Annotated in this window: 19 protein-coding genes; 10 read left to right on the top strand and 9 right to left on the bottom strand. The window is 64.4% G+C overall.

Features of this window, described 5'->3' with window-relative positions:
• Nucleotides 1-6 precede the first annotated feature (6 nt).
• Nucleotides 7-330 (bottom strand): helix-turn-helix domain-containing protein, encoded by a 324-nt coding sequence (locus VGV37_RS06855; RefSeq protein ID WP_326878897.1) that lies wholly within the window; start codon nucleotides 328-330, stop codon nucleotides 7-9.
• A 138-nt stretch (nucleotides 331-468) separates the two neighbouring features.
• On the opposite strand from VGV37_RS06855, the gene VGV37_RS06860 reads away from it, so the two are divergent.
• From VGV37_RS06860 to VGV37_RS06880, 5 genes are all read left to right on the top strand, one after another.
• On the top strand, nucleotides 469-963 hold the full coding sequence (locus tag VGV37_RS06860) for a hypothetical protein (protein WP_326878898.1): 495 nt from the start codon (nucleotides 469-471) through the stop codon (nucleotides 961-963).
• 725 nt (nucleotides 964-1,688) lie between these two features.
• Nucleotides 1,689-2,264, top strand: coding sequence for a hypothetical protein (locus VGV37_RS06865; RefSeq protein ID WP_326878899.1), 576 nt, complete (start codon nucleotides 1,689-1,691; stop codon nucleotides 2,262-2,264).
• A gap of 1,072 nt (nucleotides 2,265-3,336) precedes the next feature.
• Nucleotides 3,337-3,903 carry a hypothetical protein gene (locus tag VGV37_RS06870; protein ID WP_326878900.1) on the top strand — a complete coding sequence of 189 codons (567 nt, stop codon included), beginning with the start codon at nucleotides 3,337-3,339 and terminating at the stop codon, nucleotides 3,901-3,903.
• A gap of 57 nt (nucleotides 3,904-3,960) precedes the next feature.
• On the top strand, nucleotides 3,961-5,040 hold the full coding sequence (locus VGV37_RS06875) for a hypothetical protein (RefSeq protein WP_326878901.1): 1,080 nt from the start codon (nucleotides 3,961-3,963) through the stop codon (nucleotides 5,038-5,040).
• A gap of 142 nt (nucleotides 5,041-5,182) precedes the next feature.
• A complete protein-coding gene (locus VGV37_RS06880) occupies nucleotides 5,183-5,470 on the top strand; it encodes a RidA family protein (protein ID WP_326878932.1) in 288 nt (95 codons plus the stop codon).
• A gap of 57 nt (nucleotides 5,471-5,527) precedes the next feature.
• Here VGV37_RS06880 and VGV37_RS06885 read toward each other — a convergent pair whose 3' ends face one another.
• A complete protein-coding gene (locus VGV37_RS06885) occupies nucleotides 5,528-7,012 on the bottom strand; it encodes a PEP-CTERM sorting domain-containing protein (RefSeq protein WP_326878902.1) in 1,485 nt (494 codons plus the stop codon).
• A gap of 118 nt (nucleotides 7,013-7,130) precedes the next feature.
• Nucleotides 7,131-7,403, bottom strand: coding sequence for a hypothetical protein (locus tag VGV37_RS06890; protein ID WP_326878903.1), 273 nt, complete (start codon nucleotides 7,401-7,403; stop codon nucleotides 7,131-7,133).
• Between the two features lie 313 nt (nucleotides 7,404-7,716).
• Here VGV37_RS06890 and VGV37_RS06895 point away from each other — a divergent pair, with 313 nt between their 5' ends.
• Nucleotides 7,717-8,025, top strand: coding sequence for a putative quinol monooxygenase (locus tag VGV37_RS06895; RefSeq protein WP_326878904.1), 309 nt, complete (start codon nucleotides 7,717-7,719; stop codon nucleotides 8,023-8,025).
• Nucleotides 8,022-8,309, top strand: coding sequence for a hypothetical protein (locus tag VGV37_RS06900; protein WP_326878905.1), 288 nt, complete (start codon nucleotides 8,022-8,024; stop codon nucleotides 8,307-8,309). The genes VGV37_RS06895 and VGV37_RS06900 overlap by 4 nt, the downstream gene beginning before the upstream one ends.
• A 19-nt stretch (nucleotides 8,310-8,328) precedes the next feature.
• Here the strand turns inward: VGV37_RS06900 and VGV37_RS06905 are convergent, their stop codons facing one another.
• Nucleotides 8,329-9,474, bottom strand: a complete 1,146-nt coding sequence (locus tag VGV37_RS06905; RefSeq protein ID WP_326878906.1) for a glycosyltransferase family 4 protein — start codon at nucleotides 9,472-9,474, stop codon at nucleotides 8,329-8,331.
• A 225-nt stretch (nucleotides 9,475-9,699) separates the two neighbouring features.
• On the opposite strand from VGV37_RS06905, the gene VGV37_RS06910 reads away from it, so the two are divergent.
• Together VGV37_RS06910 and VGV37_RS06915 are read left to right on the top strand one after the other, a co-directional pair.
• On the top strand, nucleotides 9,700-11,643 hold the full coding sequence (locus VGV37_RS06910; protein WP_326878907.1) for a nucleoside-diphosphate sugar epimerase/dehydratase: 1,944 nt from the start codon (nucleotides 9,700-9,702) through the stop codon (nucleotides 11,641-11,643).
• A gap of 20 nt (nucleotides 11,644-11,663) precedes the next feature.
• The gene (locus tag VGV37_RS06915) at nucleotides 11,664-12,029 is read left to right on the top strand and encodes a hypothetical protein (protein WP_326878908.1); all 366 of its coding nucleotides are present in this window, start codon (nucleotides 11,664-11,666) and stop codon (nucleotides 12,027-12,029) included.
• Between the two features lie 3 nt (nucleotides 12,030-12,032).
• Here the strand turns inward: VGV37_RS06915 and VGV37_RS06920 are convergent, their stop codons facing one another.
• Complete coding sequence (locus tag VGV37_RS06920; protein ID WP_326878909.1) at nucleotides 12,033-12,656, bottom strand: LysE family translocator; 624 nt, start codon at nucleotides 12,654-12,656, stop codon at nucleotides 12,033-12,035.
• A 119-nt stretch (nucleotides 12,657-12,775) separates the two neighbouring features.
• Between VGV37_RS06920 and VGV37_RS06925 the strand changes: the two genes are divergently transcribed.
• Nucleotides 12,776-14,869 (top strand): phosphocholine-specific phospholipase C, encoded by a 2,094-nt coding sequence (locus tag VGV37_RS06925; RefSeq protein ID WP_326878910.1) that lies wholly within the window; start codon nucleotides 12,776-12,778, stop codon nucleotides 14,867-14,869.
• A gap of 29 nt (nucleotides 14,870-14,898) precedes the next feature.
• On the opposite strand, the gene VGV37_RS06930 is transcribed toward VGV37_RS06925, so the two are convergent.
• From VGV37_RS06930 to VGV37_RS06945, 4 genes are all read right to left on the bottom strand, one after another.
• Nucleotides 14,899-16,074 (bottom strand): hypothetical protein, encoded by a 1,176-nt coding sequence (locus VGV37_RS06930; RefSeq protein WP_326878911.1) that lies wholly within the window; start codon nucleotides 16,072-16,074, stop codon nucleotides 14,899-14,901.
• A 96-nt stretch (nucleotides 16,075-16,170) separates the two neighbouring features.
• Nucleotides 16,171-17,736 (bottom strand): cisplatin damage response ATP-dependent DNA ligase, encoded by a 1,566-nt coding sequence (locus tag VGV37_RS06935; RefSeq protein WP_326878912.1) that lies wholly within the window; start codon nucleotides 17,734-17,736, stop codon nucleotides 16,171-16,173.
• Nucleotides 17,737-17,745: 9 nt separating this feature from the next.
• On the bottom strand, nucleotides 17,746-18,165 hold the full coding sequence (locus VGV37_RS06940; protein WP_326878933.1) for a nuclear transport factor 2 family protein: 420 nt from the start codon (nucleotides 18,163-18,165) through the stop codon (nucleotides 17,746-17,748).
• A complete protein-coding gene (locus tag VGV37_RS06945; protein WP_326878913.1) occupies nucleotides 18,165-19,184 on the bottom strand; it encodes a ligase-associated DNA damage response exonuclease in 1,020 nt (339 codons plus the stop codon). Before VGV37_RS06945 ends, VGV37_RS06940 begins: the two co-directional genes overlap by 1 nt.
• Between the last annotated feature and the right edge of the window lie 19 nt (nucleotides 19,185-19,203).

A 19,203-nucleotide genomic window follows, 5' to 3' on the forward strand; every position in this document is an offset into this window, starting at 1 on the left:
GGCTGTTCATGCGGCGCGCTCCCGTTGGACATTGTTCGGTTGGGAGGGCGTGGTATTCTTGTCCGGTCGCGTGTTGGGCAAGCGCTGGCCGTCCCTGTCGTACCGCTCCGCGAACAGCTTCGCCGGAGTGGTGCCGAGGGCATCGGCAATCGCTACCTCGATACGGCTGGACGGGGTCATCAGAGCGTTACTGACCGCCTGATGAGACACGTCGAGCTGTTGCGCGATCCGGCGGAGCGAGTTGCCCCGGAGCCGAAGCTGATAACAAACCCATGCCCGCCGTTCGGCGGGATTTTTTGGGATGTCAAAGGTTGACTGTGCGATGGACATGGCAGGGAAGGTAGCCCGGATTTGGGCCATACAGCAAGCCCAGATTTGAGAAATTCGGACTTCCAAGTTCACAAATGGCCCAATTTTGGGCTGTCAGAGATTTACTCAATTAAAACAATGTGTTGAAAGAACTTGGAGATGGATCAGAAACGCAGCGCAAAACCTCCCACTTCCCCCGGAGATCTGGGAAGGCGCTTGATCGCTGTTGCGCGAGCCTTTGGCGGTCAGGGGATCGTGGCAAGTGCCATGGGAATTTCTCTCTCCCAATTCAAACGATATGCCGCCGGAGAGAACCAGCCCACATTTGAATCGGTATCAAATCTGAGCCTCGACCTAGGGGTTCGACTTGAGTGGCTGGCGTCTGGCCAAGGTTCGATGATGGCTGACGACAAAGCCAGCGTATCGAGAACCGCGGAAGATGACGTCGAGCTGTCTTCGAAAGACGCGGAGCTGATCATCAGCTGCTTCATCGCCGTGACCGAACTGCTCGACGAATCGAACGTTGTCGTGGAGCGGGATCAGAAAATTGTGCTGGCCCACAACATGTTCCGACGCGAAAAAGCCCGCTTGGCCACTCAAAATGAGGAGCGGAAAGCCTCCCTCGTGCACGCTCGCGTCGAAAACCATTCGTAAAGTCTTCTGGGGGATTGTCACCCTGGGTTACGCCCGCTATGTTCTCTTTATGTTCTTTTCGCGTACGTTCGGAGCTTGCGTTGGACCTTGTTCGATCACTCAAGAATCTTCATTTTCCCGGCCTTTTCAGTGACTTGCACATGAGAAAGGCAGAGGCGCTCGACGGCACGATCGAGGACGTTTCTGCGGATTTCTATGGATGGCAACCTACCCGTTCGCCGGGTATTTTTCGGCGCACAGAGACGATGACCGCCACTGTTGCGCCAGCCTTCAGCGAGGCAGTGCCAAATTTCCCGTCAAATTGGACTGATCGGCGCCAATCGGTGCCAAATCGCCCGACGAGGGTCGGTCACATGGAAGTGAGCGTTCCTGCGGGGTGCGCGGTCATTCCGATCCTTCGCCCCTGTGTCATTACTGGCGTCTGCCCATAGTTTGGTACACAAACTGGTACACAGCGATGGCAAAGAGACGCATGAGTGTAGCGCGCCAATCGCTTTGGCACAAAATAGCGGTCGCTTTGACACAGCTCGGTTTCGCCCTGACATCAAGGTCCGGTGACGACCCAACAACGCCGTTCAGCAAGATTTTCACGCTCCCTGATTCCAGACGTTCTTTAGCTGCCGCTTGCACAGCTTTTCCGCGTACCCGCGCGCAGGTTGCGCTATTGTGGCTGGGAGAATATTTACGCTGCAACGCAGTCGATGCACAGCCAGGGCGACAATGTAATGGAAGGACAATCCCGAACCGTTTCGCCGCTCGCGTTTTACCTCGGAATATGGGCCTTCCCGCTGAGCATACCCTTCATCTTCGGCGTGCTGTTTATGGCGATGTCGCTGATTTTTCTCTTAGCGTATTCCCTGATGCTGCTCGTCCCGATCGCGCTTCTTGTTTTCGGAAACATTGTCTTCGAGAATATCAAGGCGCGACAGTGGCGAAGGTCATGCGCCACTATCCTGGCCGCGACATACATGCTTGCCGGTATATATTTTCAGTCCCTGCTCTGGGCACCACTCTATACGGCGGGGCTCTGGGCCGGTTTCTTGCCGCTTTATTGGGTCTACGACGGGAAGGTCCAGGCGATCCCTGACAACAAAAGCCCTCGCTTTCTGGTGATCCACGGCGGGGGCGAGGATGGGCTCTTTGGTCATGCGCTCATTTACGACGAGAGCGACCGGATCGCCAGACGGGGCGTTGACGGCTTACCAGTTGGATGGGCCGACCGTTGGAACATTGAGGCGTGCGACAGTACGACCCGTTTGGTCGGCCATTATTATACCTGCAGTTTTCACAACGAAATCTGACAGCTAGCGGTGAACGCGTTTCGAAAATGGGCGACACAAGGGCCAACATCTACGAATGGCTGGCCATCTTCACCGACAATCCGCCGGCCGGAATCGACCCAAGTAGGGCATACAGCGAGCTTTGACCCCGATCTCTGAAGCGGACATAGCCTTGCTTGATAGTTCCGGCTAGGCGATCACCGAATCCTTATCGGCCCCTCGGGAAGCGTATCGAGATATTCGGCGATGGCCGCAATCGTCGCCGTTGCTCTCGGAAGGGATGAGGTGGCAGGAGCGCTCCCAAGCCCCATGTGCACCGTCTCGATATGGATCAAATATGAAGCGATCTCGGAGGTCGGCTGCCCTCGTCTTAGTCGCCCGACCACCTGCAACAGATAAGCGTCGTATTCGTCGTCGCAGCCTTCATGCCGAACGTCCCGGAGCCCGATCGGGTCCCATAGTTCCCAGCCGATGTCGCGCAAGCGTGAGAGTTGAACCGCCGGAGCCGATGTCATGGCAAGAGGATGCCGAACGTGTCATCCCATTTCCATTAACATCGTGAGTGCGATGGTTCGCCCGCCCGCCCATGCTCGATAGCGACCATTCGCTCCCCAGCCCGAGCCGCCGGTCCAGTATCGACCCAACAACGCCGTTCGACCGACTTTGATGCTTCCTCGAAAGCCGACATAATGCTGACGGTCGCCGCAGTCCTGCCGGGGGAAGAAATGAAGGAAATCACGCTCGACGCCTCGACGTGGCGCCATCGAGAAGATTTCTACGATGCCCCTGCTCCCAGCTATCGGCGCGTCTGCTTGGCACGGTCGGAATCTCGATGCGCTCGCTGACAGCTTCGGCGGAGATGACATTCTCGCTATACGCGGGCCATTCCGAATTAAGATCGTAAATTCCCGTTCGGCGCCGGTAGAGCTACGTAGCTACCTATCCGAGTTCGAGGGCATGATGGCGGATCTTCGGAAGGACAGTGATCATGACTTAGTCCTCGAATAGCCGCTGACGACCCATTGAAGACGCTCCCCGTGGATTTCGCTCATCCAGATTGCAGACGTTCGCCCGCTCGCCATAGGATGTGGTTATGCCGAAGTATCAACCCATCAGCGTGCCTGTACCGTTAAAAGCGAGCGTGAGCGACCTCGTGGATTTTCGATGGGGCACGGCGGGCATCAGCGCGGATTTCATCATTCCAGGCAACAACACTCATCTGCTGCGCGTGGCGTTCGATCGGCAGTGCATCGTCAGGCTTTTGGACGAAATGCCGCTCAGTACCGAGAATGATGACGGTCCGACTGCGGGTTTGGTTTCTGAGAACTTCGCCTACATCGTCGAGGGAAGCGTCTTTTCGCGGATCCAATCGGATGCTTGGAAAATCGCTCTCCCGTCCGCAACGCACTATCGTTTCGTCACTGGCTGGGCATGCATGGACGTCTTGTCGTCGTCGGTCCCTTCGTTCGTGCTTGTTGCTCGGTCAAGCGTCGATGAGGTGCAGGCCGCAGCCCGCGTCCTTGATCGAGATGGTCGCTTTCATGGTTGGTGGCCCAAAACCACGGCCGCCTATGACGACCTAGATCCGATCGGAAAAGATGAGTTCGAATCGGTAGTTGAGCGAATGCTGATGGCAGCTGCTCGTACCCGAAACGGCTAGCCTCGCCGAAGAGGATCTACTTTAGATCCGAAGCAGGCCCACACACATGGGGCTTAAATGAGAATCAAAAGCAATTTGAGGAGCTACATTCGCTCGTATCTCGACAAGCCCTCGCGCCCCTTCGTTCCTGTGTTGGCGGCAACATTCCTTGGAGCGATCGCTGCGGCACTCCCAACCATAGTTCTCACACTGAACAGAATAGAAGAACCCTGGAACATTGTTGTTGCTTCCGATGCGCTTGCTCTCGCCGAACTGACCTACATCGGGACCTTGGCGCACGCTCTTGTGCTTGGTTTGCCGAGCTTTCTGCTATTGCGATCGAAAGGCCATATCGGAGTCGTCGCTTGCGCCTGTGCCGGGCTTGTCATCGGCGCGGCTCCATTCGGTGCCCTAGGATTGCTCTCTATGCTGGGCATGCAGAATGCGTCGAGCGGAGGCAAGCCAACCGTTGTCAATCATGTCCCGACGCTTGCAGGTTGGATCGAGTACGCCTCTGCCGTGGGATTTGCCGGTCTCATCGGTCTCGTCGGCGGCGTGACCTTCGGGGCCGTCATCCGGTGGTGTGGTGTACGGCCGTGTGCTGCGAACCGAGATCAAGCAATTCCGAGGACGCCCGCATGGCGCTCGCCGATCGTCTGCTCGATAGCAATCCTTCTAACCGTCACTATGTTCGCGCTACCGCACTTCGTGCGCGATACCAGCTGCCATAACCTCTTCCGCGATGGTCGGACTTCCGTTGGGCCGCAGATCGTTGCAGACGTAGATCTGGCACCCAATGACTGGTCCACGCTTCGGCAGACATTCACCGAGTTTGGCGGCGCGAATGGACTAGCATTTCGCAGCGACGAAGGTATTCGAGACGGGCGACTGATGTGGCGTACGCTGGGCCTCTGCAACGAGGCCGGCGTGACCATCGTTGCCAGGGATCAGCCATGGTTGAAAGATATCCATTCCCCCGCTGCTAAGCGCGGAATGGAACTTGAGATCTTCGAATTGAAGTCGGGGTCAGACTGGCGGGTCTTAACGCACGACCTCCTAGATAAGCTCGAAATGCAATGGCCTGCACGGATCAGCTATCGCGGACAGCATGGCAGCCCCATCCCAAGAGAGGAAGCGATGAAGGGGCGGGCAGAGTGACGCAAAAGGCCGGGGTACGCGTCGGACAGACCGGCGAGAAGCCTGCCGCTCGTCAGTAACCCTCGTTAAAACGAGGCAGGGAATGTCCATAATAGCCTCCGGCTCCTGAAACCGGACGGACTGGAATCCACCCAAAATCGACATCCAGCGGTCACGATCGCCCGGTGATGATCACCTTGAGGCGCAGACGCGGCTGGTCTATGCCAACATGAAGGCCGTGCTGGACGAAGCGGACATGGGTTTCGCCGACGTGGTCAAGACGACCATCTTCCTGGTTGATCCGAAAGACCGTGCCGCCTTCTCCGCCGTGCGCGCCGAGGCGACGGGCGGGATCAAGACCGCATCGACGCTCGTCTATGTCGCAGGCCTGGTGCTGCCCGACCTGCTCGTCGAAGTCGAAGCCGTTGCCGTCAAGGCAGTGACGGCGTAACGCCTACGCCTCCAGCGCAAGGAGGCGCTCCCTGCCTCGGCCCTGCCCATGTTGGCGTCAGGCCTGGCGACGGTTCCGCAGGCCCAGCAGCAGGACCAGCGATCCCCCTAGCAGCGCCAGGCTGCCCGGTTCCGGCACCGCCTGCGGCGCGAAGGAGACGCCGCGGATGTTGGTGTCCGGCGCCGCGGTGTCGAGTACCTGGAAGCTCTCCCCGGCGCCGGTGGTGCCGGTCAGGCTGTCGGTGATGCCGTAGAGGTAGGTCTGGTCCAGGTCGCCCAGGGTCGCGTTGGTCGCGAACAGCTCGACCGAATTGCCGATGACCTCGCCGGTCAGGCCGATCAGGCCGGTCGTGCCGCAATCGATCTGGTTCGCCCCGCAGGCCGTGGTGTCGGCGACGAAGTTCAGCAGGCCGGTCGACAGCGTATATTCCAGCACCCAGCCGGTGCCGTTGAAGATCCACTTCTGCAGGCCGCCGTCGCTCAGCCCTTGCGTAGCGCCGCCCGATCCGTTGTTGTCGCCCTTGGGATTGCCGCTGTCGGCGACATAGAGCGTGGTGGTGTTGGCGAAGAAATAATTTTCCGGGCTGAGGTAGATCTTGCTGCCGCCGAGGCCGGCATCGATGACGTTGAGCTGGGACGAGGACGTCGTCTGGTACTTGCTCTTGAGGCCGCCCAGGATCGATGCGGTCGCGGCACTGGTCGGCAGGTTACCGGCCGTGCCGTAGCTCGAAATGTTCTCGTGCACGCCGCTGCCCTCGGTCGAATCGGCCGACAGATAGAGCTGGCCCTTCTGGATCGAGACGGCCCGCGCGTCGAAGCTGGTGTCGATCGCGGTCGCCGTCGTGGCGCCGCGCTTGGCGAAGAACAGGCCCTGGGTCGTGGTGTCGGATTTGTTGAAGCCCTGGCCGGAAATATAGAAGGACGAGCCGTCGACCGTGGCCACGCTGCGCGGATTGTTCTCGTTGAACACGCCGGTCAAGGCGGTCGAGGTATCCACGCTGCCGTTGGCGCCGATCAGCGCCACAACCCGCGGGACGACCGTGGCGGTCGTGACGCCGGAGCCGGCCGAGCCCGGGAAGCCTGCCACGCTGGCGGTCTGAGCCAGCGGATAGCAGGCACCGGCATCGCCGATGCAGCCCTTGGTGCCGCCGCCGTAGCTCTGGGCATTCGCGTTGAAATTGGCGGCGTTCACGCCATAGCCGGCGATCGTCAGAAACTGCCCGTTGGCGGACAGCTGCAGCGTGCCTTCCGAGGACGAGCCATATTCGCCGGAGATCGCAGAGTTGGTGACGCCGTTGCTGGTGGTCGTGGTCTGCGGCAGCACCAGCTGGCCGACCGCGGCACCGGAGGTGGTAACTTCCTGCAGCGTGATCGGCGCGGCCTGGTTATCACTATAGGTCCCGGTGCCGCCGCCGTTGCCATAGACGCTGATGACGAGGTCGCCCGGCGTGAAGGAGCCGATCGTCTGGGCCGCTGCCGGCACCGCGCCCATCACCGCCAAGGGTGCCAAAATGCTCAAGCCCAGCCAGTGGGCATTCTTCATCCGCGACATCTTCGCCCCGCTTCAAATTGCTTGTCCCGTACAGGGGCAGCAACCTAGCGAGCGACCGCGAAGCTTTTATGACGAATTGTATGTTTTCCCCGGCCGGCGGACCGCCGCCTCAAGCGCTGCGCCGCTGATCCAGCAGGCTGCCGTCCATCAGTTCTACCTTGCCTGTAGGATCCGACGGCGTTTCCTTGGCCGGGTCCAAGGTGAACTGCGTGTCGGTCGGGCGCGTGGTGTCGAACGGATTGCAGACCCAACGGCGCCAGACCATCCGGCCCCAGGCCACGCCACGGCGACGGCGCCAGCCGAGTGCCACGGGATACCAGGCGAACCATCGTTCCCAGGGACCGGTCGCCCAGGGGCCGGGTGCGGGTGACGGACGTTTCATTCGATATCGCTCATCCTGCCACGAAGGTTCTGTCGAAATTCATCGCGAGCCGTCTAAACCGTCGAAGGATACGCGCCTTCGTGACAAACCCGTAGCAAATCCCGTCGGCCGGCCGCCGGTTGCAGATGGCCTCTCCCAAACTCTTGAAATTGAAGGCTCCGGCAGAACCGCTGGAACGACGGCTCCGTTCATTCCGGCCGGGCAGCGGTGGGACTCGGGGCCGCAGGCGCGATCGGACGGCTCGTCGCATTGCCGGATCGGACAGGGTCCGCTAGGCTCCGCCGCGTTCCATTCTGTTTCTTCCGAGGGGCTCATGCCGCAGATCGCCATCATCGTCGAGTTCGAGACCCTGCCCGGCCAACAGGCCGCCTTCGAGGCGATCATCCGCGAGCACGCTCGCCGTACCGTTTCGGACGAGCCGGGCTGCCTGAGGTTCGACGTCCTGCATCTGGTCGACGAGTCCGGCGCCCGCGTGCCGAACAAGCTGCTGGTCAACGAGCTCTATGCCGATCGCGCCGCCGTCGTGGCCCATCGCGCGTCCGAGCGCATGCCCAAGGTCGGCGCGGCACTGGCGCCGCTGGTCGCGAGCCGGCGGTTGATCGAGGCCGAGGTCGACGCGTGACATCCCGCTGGTGCGCGGCCCTGGCGGCGGTCTGGCTCGCCGGCACGGCGCTGCCGGCCGGCGCCGCAGCCCCGACCGACCAGGCGACGAAGCGCTGGAAGCAGTCGGACGCCTGCATCGCCGACGCGAATAAACAGGTGCCGGATCACAACGAAGCGGCACTGCGCAAGCGCGACACCCTGGTCGACGCCTGCTTCAAGGCCCACGGCCTGCCGCCCCGCTCCGGCCTCACGCCCTCGGATGAGACGAAGCCCCCGGTACCCGACAAGGCGCCGCCCGGCTGAACACCCGGATCCGTCTCGGCTATTTCGGCGCCTGGACCTGGTCGTAGACCCGGAGCATGCCGGCCTGGACCCGGGCGTCGGCGAATTCGGCGAGCGCCTTGGTGCGGGCGGCCTCGCCCATGCGGCGGCGCAGGTCCGGATCGCGGGCAAGCTGTTTCAAGCGGTCGGCGACCGCCGCATCGTCGTCGACCGGGACCAGGAAGCCCGTCACGCCATCGACCAGCGCCTCGCGGCACCCCGGCATGTCGGTCGTGACCACGGGGCGCGCGCACGAGGCCGCCTCCAGCAGGGTCTTGGGCACGCCCTCGCCATAGCGTGACGGATAGACCGCCATGTGGCTCGCCTGCCAGAACGAGGCGACGTCGGCGATATGGCCGACCCATTCGACCAACCCCTCGGCGACCCAGCCCTCGACCTCTTCCTGGGTGTGGGAATCGGCGCTGCCCTTGTCGGTGCCGCCGGCCAGCAGGAAGCGGATCGGCACGCCCTCGGCGCGCAGCCGGCGCATGGCGGCGACCGCGACCGCGGGCCCCTTGTCCCGCACCAGGCGGCAGGCCATGGCGACGATCGGCACGCCCTCGGGCTCCGGCACCGGGGCGAAGCGGTCGGTGTCGACGCCGCAGCTGCAGATCAGCGCCACCTGGTCCTGCCGGATCGCACCGCCGGCGGCCAGCCGCTCGCCGTCATCGGGATTTTCGAGCGTGACCAGCGACCCGTAGCCGCCCATGGCGAGGCCCAGGGTCGCCAGCACCGGGCGGCGCAGCAGGCGTGCCTTCAGGCGCTGCGAGGTGAAGACATAGCCGAGGCCCGCCACGGTCGAGACCCGCGCCCTGACGCAGGCCAGCCGCGCCATCAGCCCGCCGTAGATGATCGCCTTCAAGGCGATGGAATGGACGACGTCGGGACGCTCGCGCCGGAACAGGCGCCATAGCATCCACAGCGACTTCACCTCGTTGCGCAGCAGGCCGCCGCCCCGGCGCCAGGGCAGCGCCACGACCGTGAAGCCCAGTCGGCTCAGCACTTCGGCATGGGCCTGGACGCGGGCGCAGACAATGACGCGATAGCCCGCCGCCAGGGCCGCCTGACCGATCGCCAGGCGATGCAGCCAGAAATACCAATCCTCGGTCACGACATAGATGAGTGTTTTCTGGCGGTGCGGAATCATGAAGGCCTTGGTTTGGTGCGATACCGGCTAGACCATCCGGCCGAATTCCCGCCTGCGGACGCGTGACGGTGGAGGGGTGGCGGGAAAGGCGCGGGAGTATCATCGAACCGCCGGGCGAGATCAAGCCGCGCACCCGGCGCGGTCCTGCATTCTGCCGGGCTGTACCCGGCCCCCGCTTTTGCTATGGTCGCGCCCGTGTCGCGTTCGGCGTTTTGGACATCTCGGGTGAAGCGGATCAATCGGACCCTTTTGGCATTGCTGCACGACGCCGTCATGACGGCGCTGTCGCTCGTGCTGTCGCTCTATCTGCGCCTCGGCGACGATGTGGCGCTGCTCGACCAGGGCATGGTGCTGCAGGACATGGCGCTGTTCACGGTGATCGTGCTCGTGTTCCTGCGCGTGACCGGGCTCTATCGCGGCATTTGGCGCTACGCCTCGCTGAACGACCTGTTCGCGATCGGGAGGGCTGTGACCGTCTCGGTGTTAGTCTATACGCTGGTCCTGTTCCTCACGACCCGGCTGCAGGGCCAGCCGCGCTCGACCCTCGCCATCAACTGGTTCGTGCTGATCGGCCTGCTGTCCGGCCCGCGCATCCTCTATCGCCTGTTCAAGGACGGCCGGCTGGACCGGATCTTCGAGCGCGACGCCCATCGCCGGGTGCCGGTGCTGCTGGTCGGTGCCGGCGACGGGGCGGAGCTGTTCGTGGCCGAGATGCATCGCGACCGGCGCTCGAACTACGACCCGATCGGCATCATCGGCCTGAACGACGGCCGGGTCGGGCGCTCGATCCACCGGGTGCCGGTGCTGGGCACGATCGACCAGCTGACCCAGGCGGTGGAAAAGCTGACCGATACCGACCGGCGGCCCCAGCGCATCATCCTGACCAACGACCTGATCGACGGCGCGCTGATCAGCCGGGTGGTCGAGCAGGCCTCGGCCCTCGGCCTCGACATCGCGCGCATGCCGCGGGTGACCGAGTTGAAATCCGGCGCCGGCCAGGAATTGGAGATCCAGCCGATCGCGATCGAGGACCTGCTGGGCCGGCCACAGCGCGTGCTCGACCGCGAGGCGATGGCCCGCCTGATCCAGGGTCGCCGCGTGCTGGTGACCGGGGCCGGCGGCACCATCGGGTCCGAGCTGGTGCGCCAGATCGCGGCTTTGGCACCCACGCACCTGACCCTGGTCGACAGCGCCGAGTACCAGCTCTACCTGATCGACCTGGACCTGGCCGAGAATTTCCGCGCCCTGCCCCGCACCGCCAGCCTGGGCGACGTGCGCGACCGGCGCCGGCTCGACGAGATCATGGCCGAGGCCCGGCCGGAACTGGTGTTCCACGCCGCCGCCTACAAGCACGTGCCGATGGTCGAGGCCAATCCGACCGAGGGCGTGCTGACCAACGTCATCGGCACGCGCAACCTGGCCGAGGCCTGCCGTACCGCCGGCGTCGCCGCCATGGTGATGATCTCGACCGACAAGGCGGTGCATCCGACCAACGTCATGGGGGCGACCAAGCGCCTGGCCGAATGCATCTGCCAGGCGCTCGACCTCGCCGGCCGGGCCAACGGCCAGTCTCCCAAGACCCGCTTCGTCACCGTCCGCTTCGGCAACGTGCTGGGCTCGACCGGCTCGGTCGTGCCGCTGTTCCGCCGCCAGCTGCAGGCCGGTGGCCCGCTGACCGTGACCCACAAGGACGTGCAGCGCTTTTTCATGACCGTGCGCGAGGCGGTCGAACTGGTGCTGCAGGCCTCGACCGTCGCCGTGTCGGACCATCCGCCCGAAGGGTTGGAGCGCGGCGGCATCTTCGTTCTGGAAATGGGCGACGCGGTCAAGATCGCCGACCTCGCCCGCCAGATGATCCGGCTCGCCGGCCTGGTACCGGACCGCGACATCAAGATCGAATATGTCGGCCTGCGGCCGGGCGAGAAGCTCTATGAGGAGCTGTTCCACGAGGCGGAGCCGCCGGTCAGGACCGGCGCCGACGGCATCCTGCTGGCGGCACCGCGCACCGCCGACTACGCGGTGCTGGCGCGTACCCTGGACGAGATGGAAGAAGCCGCCCGCGCCCGCGACGGCGCGCGCGTGTTGGCGCTGCTGGGCCACCTGGTGCCGGAACTGCAGCGCGAACCCGGACAGCAGGCACTGCCCAAGCTGACCGCCGGCCCCACCTGAACCCAACGACGGATCGTTTCATGCAGAACATCGATCGGCTGTTCTTCGGCACCGCCATCCTGCTCGGCCTCGCCGGCATGGCCATGGGCATCGAGATGGGGATCCGCCAGGATTTCACCCTCACTCCCGTCCATGCCCACATCAACCTGCTCGGTTGGGTCTCGATGGCACTCTATGGTCTGGCCTATCGCACCGGGATGGTCCGGCGCGACCGCTGGGCGGCCGTGCAATACGGGCTGGCGCTCGCCGGGTCGATCCTGATGCCCGCGGGCCTGTATTTCGCGATCGTTCAGGACAATCACGCCGTGATCGCCGCGGGCTCGCTGCTGGCTTTCGCCTCGCTCGCGTTGTTCGGCATCAATTTCCTGCGCACTCGCGCCGAGTAAAGCTCAGGCCGCCTTCTTCCACGCCGCCGCGAACAGCCCGGCGCCGATCAGCATCGAGCCGCCGACGCGGTTGACCCGGCGCTGGATCTCGGGCCGGCGCACCGCCCGGCGGGCCGCAGCGGCGAGCAGCACGTACCCGACGGAGTTCAGGGTCGCCAGCACCAGGAAGGTGATCTCGAACAGCACCATCTGCGGCACGACCGGGGCGGAGGCCACGAAGAACTGCGGCAGGAAGGCGACGAAGAACAGGATGCTCTTCGGGTTGAGCGCCGTCACCGCATAGGCGTGCAGGAACATGCGCCAGGACTTGGTCTCGGCCGCCGCGGCCGTCGCCATGTCGCCGACCGGCATGCGCCACAGCTTGACGCCGAGGTAGATGAGGTAGGCCGCGCCGATCCAGCGCAGCCCGGTGAACAGCGCCGAGGAGGTCGCGAGCAGCACGCCCAGACCCAGCATCGAGGCGGTCATCGCCGTGAAATCGCCGAGCGCCACGCCCGCCGTGGTCGCGAGCCCCGAGCGGCGCCCCTGGCCCAGGGCATAGGAGACGACCAGCAGCACGGTCGGCCCCGGAATGGCCAGCATGATGGCGGAGGTGACGGCGAAGGCGAGCCAGTGATCGAACGACATCGGAGGATCCATCTCTAGGAAGCGGCCGGTCGATCAATCCATGGGTGCCGACCGAGCGCAACCGGTTTCCACGGGCTCGAAATCCGTTAGGGTCAGTCGCGTGGCAAAGCGGGGCGACGATGGCGAGGAAGACGCGGCGGGGATTTCTGAAGCTGACGGCCGGCGGTGCGCTGGCGGCCAACCCGCTGCCGGGCGCGATCGCGCGCGCTCTGGCGGTGCCGGCGACCCGGCGCACCGGTACGATCGCCGACGTCGAGCATATCGTGGTGTTCATGCAGGAGAACCGTTCGTTCGACCATTACTTCGGGCACCTGCGCGGGGTGCGCGGCTACAACGACCGCTTTCCGATCCCGCTGCCGGACGGCCGGCCCGTCTGGTTCCAGCCGCGCCAGATGCAGCCGGACGAGACCGTGCTGCCGTTCCATCTCGATACCGGCAGCACAAGCGCCCAGTGCCTCGAGTCGCTCGATCACGGCTGGACCCGGACCCATAGCGCGATCGACGGCGGCCGGTACGGACGCTGGCCCTCGTTCAAGACCGACATGACCATGGGCTACCACCAGCGCGCCGACATCCCGTTTCACTATGCGCTCGCCGACGGCTTCACGGTCTGCGACCAGTATTTCTGTTCCCTGCCCGGCCCGACCCATCCGAACCGCATGTACCTGATGACCGGCATGGTCGACCCGACCGGCACCGGCGGCGGCCCGCAGATCGACAACAACGACATCGTGCAGGCGCCGAAACTGCCGCCGCTCGGCTGGACGACCTATCCGGAACGGCTCGAAGCCGCCGGCATCTCCTGGCAGGTCTATCAGCAGGGCCTCGACCTCAACGACGATTTCGACGGCAATTACGGGCTGAACGTGCTCGCGAACTTCCGGCAGTTCATCGAGGCGCCGCCCAATTCTCCGCTCCGTCGGCGCGGCCTGACGACCCGCCGGTTGGAGGCGTTCACAGAGGACGTGAGGAGCGGCAGGCTACCGCAGGTCTCGTGGCTCCTGCCGCCGGCAGCCTTTTCCGAGCATCCCCATTTCATGCCGGCCTATGGCGCCAACTATACCGCGCGGATCCTCGATGCGCTGACCGCCAACCCGGAGGTCTGGAGCAAGACCGTGCTCCTGGTCATGTATGACGAGAACGACGGGTTCTTCGACCATGTGCCGCCGCCGCAGCCGCCGACGCCGGTGCTGCCGGGCAAGAGCACGGTTGCGACCACGGGCGAGATCCACGACCGGGTCAATCCGGCCCATCGCCGGCGCGAGGAGGTCGACCTGCTGCCCTACGGCCTCGGGCCGCGCGTGCCGATGACCGTGGTGTCGCCGTGGAGCAAGGGCGGCTTCGTCTGCTCCCAGGTGTTCGACCATACCTCGGTCATCCGGTTCATCGAGGCGCGGTTCGGCGTGATGGAACCGAACATTTCGCCCTGGCGCCGTGCCGTCTGCGGCGACCTCACTAGCGCCCTCGATTTCGCGACGCCCGACCAGGCCCGCCCCAGCCTGCCCGACACCGGCGGCTATCGGGCCGCCGCCGACGAGAATTGCCGGCGCCTCGCGAGACCGGTCGCACCCGGCCTCGGCCAGACCGCCGACAGCATCGTGCCGCAGGAGCCCGGCACGCGGCCGGCGCGGGCCCTGCCCTATGATCTGGCGGTCACCGACAGAATCGATCGCACCGCCGGAAGCGTAACGCTGCAGTTCGTCAATACGGGCGCACAAGGCGCGCATTTCCTGGTCTATGCGTCCCAATCCCCCGACGCGCCACGGCGCTATACGGTCGAAGCCGGCAAGAGTCTCGACGACACCTGGCCGATCACCGGCGACGGCTACACGCTCGCCGTCTACGGACCGAACGGCTTCTTTCGCCGGTTCGCGGGCGGTGACGATGCGCAGCATCCGGGCCTGGATCTGCAAACCCGGAGCGACAAAGCAACGGGCGATCTTGTGCTGAGACTGACCAATCCGAGCCAGACGAAGATCATTTGTCAGATCAGCGATCGCGCTTACGGCGCGCCACGCCGTGTCCATCGGATAAATCCTGGCGAGACAATCGAAGATCGCCATACGCTCGGCGACAGCGGCCATTGGTACGATCTCGCCGTCACGGTCAACGCGGCAGCCTCTTGGCTACGCATCCTCGCCGGCCATGTCGAGACCGGCCACCCCAGCATCAGCGACCCAGCCGCCACGGCGCCGATGCTGACGGTCTCGTAAGCTTCAGTCGATCGGCGTCAACAAGATAGTCATAACTGCGGATGGTCGCGTACTCGCTCCCACTTCTCAATCTCGATACCATCAAGTGATCGGCTATAGTCCTCGACTAAAATGACTCCCGATCGAGCGTCGAAATATTGGTTCATCACGATCTTGGGGTCCCCATTCGCTCGTCCCCACACTCGCATCAACGACCAGATCAGAAGGCCGTCGATGGAGCGGAAAAGCCTCATAAGACGCATCGCTTCTTCGCAATGACCCGGCACTGGCTCCTCGATGGGAGTCGAGGCGATTTGGGTGCTATCCAATATCTCGCGAGGCAATGGTTCCGGGGGCGTGCGATCGATGGCGTCCTCCGGTAGTCGATGCTTCCCGGCAAAATCGATGCGGCCAGGAAGAGCGGTCACTCGGCCATTACTCCGATTGACCCCCACCTTTATATAATCCGCCTTTTCAGAGCGTCGATAGGTGACAATCCACTGTCCACCCTCCGCAAGACGTCCACTCGCGTTGGTGACCGGCCAGCCGCCCTGGCTATGGATCTGTATGGCGAACCAGCCCGCTCCCGCCATCTTCATGAGTGAGTTGGTGGTGGCGAGAGCTTCTAGCGCGCTCAGATCCGGTCGCGGGAGATCGACGATGCGGCTGGGCGGACAGCGTATGAACTCCGTAACATCCTTGGGGCGGCGGCCAATCATCTTGGCGCCCTTCTGGATGAAGCTCTCCGGATCCTCCTGTGAGTATGCAGGCGAGACCCATCGATACGCCGGCAATCCCAGCAATTCGGCGAACCGGGATGAGTCGCCAGCGGATGGCGGTACCGAGAAGAATGCTTTTATCGCTTCAGATGAAACCTCAACCGCTTCAGCCAACGCCTCTAAGTCGAGCTCAACGGCGTTCGTGCTTGATTTCGGATCCCACCAGTGTTCGTAAGCGATGCGCTTTTCCCGGGGGCGGTGGAGACTGAAGGACCAGCCGTAGTCTGCGGCATAGCGGTGCTGGAGAACAGTTTCGCCGACCGCCGTCAGCAGACTGTCCGCACCACCTGCTTTCAAACAAGGTTTACAAAATGCGAAAGGAATGAAGGTCAACCAACCGCGCTTAGGTGGAAAGGCGAAGCCGGAGTAGCCAGCTTTTCGAAGACGAGCGAGAAATTCATCTGAAACCATTGTTCGGAAATGATAGCTTTCACTGAATTCACTCAATCTATCGCCCTCACCATCCCGGTCGCTGCATCCATCAATCCCCAAATAGCAACCTAAAGGCGTCGAATAGCCGTAGCAACGTGCAATCCGTCCCTCTCACACCACCAGCGCCTGCAGCGTCTCGACCCGATCCGCCTCCTCCGCCGGCTTGTCCCAGCGGATGCGGTGGACGCGGGGAAAGCGCATGGCGAGGCCGGATTTATGGCGGGTCGAGGCCTGCACGCTGTCGAACGCCAGCTCCATGACCAGCTTTTGCTCGACCTCGCGCACCGGGCCGAAGCGATTGGTCGTGTGGTGGCGGATCCAGCGGTCGATCTCGACCAGCTCCTGGTCGGTGAAGCCGGAATAGGCCTTGCCGACCGGCACCAGCTCGTCGCCGCGCCAGGCGCCGAATGTATAGTCCGAATAGAACGACGAGCGCTTGCCGTGGCCGCGCTGGGCATACATCAGCACGCAATCCAAGGTCAGCGCGCCGCGCTTCCACTTGTACCAAGGTCCTTTGGGCCGGCCCGCCAGGTAGAGCGTGTCGCGGCGCTTCAGCATCAGCCCTTCGATGCCGCGCTCGCGCGCCTCGTTGCGCAGGATCGAAAGCTCGCCCCAGCTGTCGAACGGGATGAGCGGCGACAGGTCCAGACGCGGCCGCGCCGTGCGGCGGAACCAGTCCTCCAGCAAAGCGCGCCGTTCGACCTGGGTCAGGCCGCGGATGTCCTCGCCCTCGATCCACAGCGCGTCGTAGAGCCGGACGAAGGCAGGATACTGGGCGATCAGCTTCGCGTCGGGCTTCTTGCGATTGAGCCGCTGCTGCAGGTCGTTGAACGAGCCGATCGCCTCGAAGCTGCCGACCAGCAGCTCGCCGTCGAGCACGACGCCGTCGGGCAGGGTCGCGACCAGGTCGGGAAACGCGGCGGAAACCTCGTCGCCGGTCCGGGAATAGACCTTGACCTCGCCGCCGCGCGCGGCGATCTGCACGCGGATGCCGTCCCATTTCCATTCCGCCAGATAGTCGCCTGGCGGCATGTGGTCGAGTTCGCCATCGTCGAGCGGCGTCGCCAGCATCAGCGGCATGAAGGTCGGCCGTTCGCCCGGATCGGGCTTCGGCGCGCGACCTTCGAGCCAGGCGAACAGCGGCTCGTAGGGCGCGTCGAGCCCGTGCCAGACCTCCTCGACCGCATCGGGGTCGACCGGCCCCAACGCCGCCACCGCGGTCTTGGCGAGCCGCGCCGACACGCCGATGCGCATGCCGCCGGTCATCAGTTTCAGCAACGCCCAGCGCCCGGTGGCATCGAGCGCATCGAGCCAGCCTTCGAGCAGGCGCCCGACCTGGGCGCGCCCGACGGTCGACAGGCCCTCGACGATCTCGGTCAGGTCCGGCACCCGGTTGGCGCCCGGCCGCTCCGGCCAGATCAGCGCCGCCGTCTCCGCCAGGTCGCCGACGAAATCATAGGACCAGCCGAACAGCTCCGCATCGACCCGCTCCAGCACCAGTGCCCGGATCTGTGCCGACTTGGCCTCGCGGAACGACAGCGCGCCGGTGAGCGCCGCCAGCGCCCAGCCGCGCTCCGGGTCGGGCGTGGTGCGGAAATATTCTTCCATCAGGCGCAGCTTGCCGTTGCGCGCGGGCGTGAACAGCAGCGCATCCAGCAGGCGGGCGAAGGCGATCATGGGTAAGCGCTACCGCGAGCTGGCCAGCAGGGCGAGCAGCGCCGGTCCGGCCCGTTCGGCCATGGTCTTGCCAAGCGCCATCAGCGCATTGCCCGGACGGATCATCACCTCGATCTCGAGGATCAGCCCCTCGTCGTCGAACCGGAAGATATCGACCCCCTTCAACGACTTGTCGCCGATGCGTGCGGAGAATTCCAGGACCGCGCTCTGCCCGTCGGGACTGTGGAAGGCACGGTGATAGACGAAATCCTCGAACACGGTGATGACCGTGCCGATGACCAGGACCGTCGCCTCCTTGCCCGGATAGGGCTTGAAGAACGCGGGCGAGCGGAGGACCACCGCGTCCGACAGGATCGACGGCAGCGCCGTGACGTCGCCGGCCGCGACGATCGCGTGCCAGGTCTCGAGCGTTCGGGCAACTTTGTTCATCACGTCTCTTCCTCCTCTCCCAAGCCGACCAGCCGAAGTGCCCGGGCGCGCCGCCCGGTCAGGGTCGCCTGGCGGATCAGCGCCTCCTCGGCGCCATGGGTCACCCAGATCTCGGGCGCGCCGACATCGTCGAAGGTCCGCAGCAGCTCGTCCCAATCGGCATGGTCTGAGATGACCAGCGGCAGTTCGACGCTGCGCTGCTTGGCGCGCTGCTTCACCCGCATCCAGCCCGACGCCATGGCGACGACCGGGTCGGGCAGCTTGCGCGCCCACAGATCGGCGGTGACGCCGGGCGGCGCCAGGATGATGTGGCCCTTGAACGCGTCTTTCGCCACGCCCTGCCACGGCCGCACGTCGCCGAACGTCTGGCCGAATTGCTCGTAGAGCCCGCACATGGTGGCGATCGCGCCATGCAGGTAGATCGGCGCATCGTGGCCCCGGGCGCGGATCAGCGACAGCACGCGCTGCGCCTTGCCGAGCGAATAGGCGCCGACCAGCACGCAGCGTTCGGGATAGAGCCGCAGCGCGTGGAGCAGCTTGTCGATCTCCTCGCCGTCCGGCGGATGGCGGAACACCGGCAACCCGAACGTCGCCTCGGTCACGAACACGTCGCAGGGCACCGGCTCGAACGGCGCGCAGGTCGCGTCCAGCCGCCGCTTGTAGTCGCCCGAGACGACGGCGCGGCTGCCCTTCCAGTCGAGCACGACCTGCGCGCTGCCCAGCACATGGCCGGCCGGCACCAGGCGGACCGCGACCTCGCCGATCGTGATCGTCTCGCCATAGGCCAGCGTCTGGTGGCTGGCGCCGGCACGCTCGCCCAGGCGGTGGCGCATGATCGCGATCGTCTCGGCCGTGGCCAGCACCGCGCCATTGTCGGCGCGCGCATGATCGGAGTGGCCATGGGTGATGATCGCCCGGTCGGCACGCCGCGTCGGGTCGATGAAGAAATCGCCCGGCACGCAATAGAGCCCGCCAGGGACCGGTTTCAGCCAGGTTTCAGGGTGCGGCGCGTGGGTCATTGCAGGAAGGATGGCCTCG

This window comes from Aliidongia sp. (assembly GCF_035943795.1).
In the GTDB taxonomy this organism is placed as follows: domain Bacteria; phylum Pseudomonadota; class Alphaproteobacteria; order ATCC43930; family CGMCC-115725; genus Aliidongia.

What these genes read in the sequence shown, in the direction of transcription:
- VGV37_RS06855 (WP_326878897.1), bottom strand. Translation starts at nt 330, where the DNA reads ATGTCCATCGCACAGTCAACCTTTGACATCCCAAAAAATCCCGCCGAA.
- VGV37_RS06860 (WP_326878898.1), top strand. Translation starts at nt 469, where the DNA reads ATGGATCAGAAACGCAGCGCAAAACCTCCCACTTCCCCCGGAGATCTG.
- VGV37_RS06865 (WP_326878899.1), top strand. Translation starts at nt 1,689, where the DNA reads ATGGAAGGACAATCCCGAACCGTTTCGCCGCTCGCGTTTTACCTCGGA.
- VGV37_RS06870 (WP_326878900.1), top strand. Translation starts at nt 3,337, where the DNA reads ATGCCGAAGTATCAACCCATCAGCGTGCCTGTACCGTTAAAAGCGAGC.
- VGV37_RS06875 (WP_326878901.1), top strand. Translation starts at nt 3,961, where the DNA reads ATGAGAATCAAAAGCAATTTGAGGAGCTACATTCGCTCGTATCTCGAC.
- VGV37_RS06885 (WP_326878902.1), bottom strand. Translation starts at nt 7,012, where the DNA reads ATGAAGAATGCCCACTGGCTGGGCTTGAGCATTTTGGCACCCTTGGCG.
- VGV37_RS06890 (WP_326878903.1), bottom strand. Translation starts at nt 7,403, where the DNA reads ATGAAACGTCCGTCACCCGCACCCGGCCCCTGGGCGACCGGTCCCTGG.
- VGV37_RS06895 (WP_326878904.1), top strand. Translation starts at nt 7,717, where the DNA reads ATGCCGCAGATCGCCATCATCGTCGAGTTCGAGACCCTGCCCGGCCAA.
- VGV37_RS06905 (WP_326878906.1), bottom strand. Translation starts at nt 9,474, where the DNA reads ATGATTCCGCACCGCCAGAAAACACTCATCTATGTCGTGACCGAGGAT.
- VGV37_RS06915 (WP_326878908.1), top strand. Translation starts at nt 11,664, where the DNA reads ATGCAGAACATCGATCGGCTGTTCTTCGGCACCGCCATCCTGCTCGGC.
- VGV37_RS06920 (WP_326878909.1), bottom strand. Translation starts at nt 12,656, where the DNA reads ATGTCGTTCGATCACTGGCTCGCCTTCGCCGTCACCTCCGCCATCATG.
- VGV37_RS06925 (WP_326878910.1), top strand. Translation starts at nt 12,776, where the DNA reads ATGGCGAGGAAGACGCGGCGGGGATTTCTGAAGCTGACGGCCGGCGGT.
- VGV37_RS06935 (WP_326878912.1), bottom strand. Translation starts at nt 17,736, where the DNA reads ATGATCGCCTTCGCCCGCCTGCTGGATGCGCTGCTGTTCACGCCCGCG.
- VGV37_RS06940 (WP_326878933.1), bottom strand. Translation starts at nt 18,165, where the DNA reads ATGAACAAAGTTGCCCGAACGCTCGAGACCTGGCACGCGATCGTCGCG.
- VGV37_RS06945 (WP_326878913.1), bottom strand. Translation starts at nt 19,184, where the DNA reads ATGACCCACGCGCCGCACCCTGAAACCTGGCTGAAACCGGTCCCTGGC.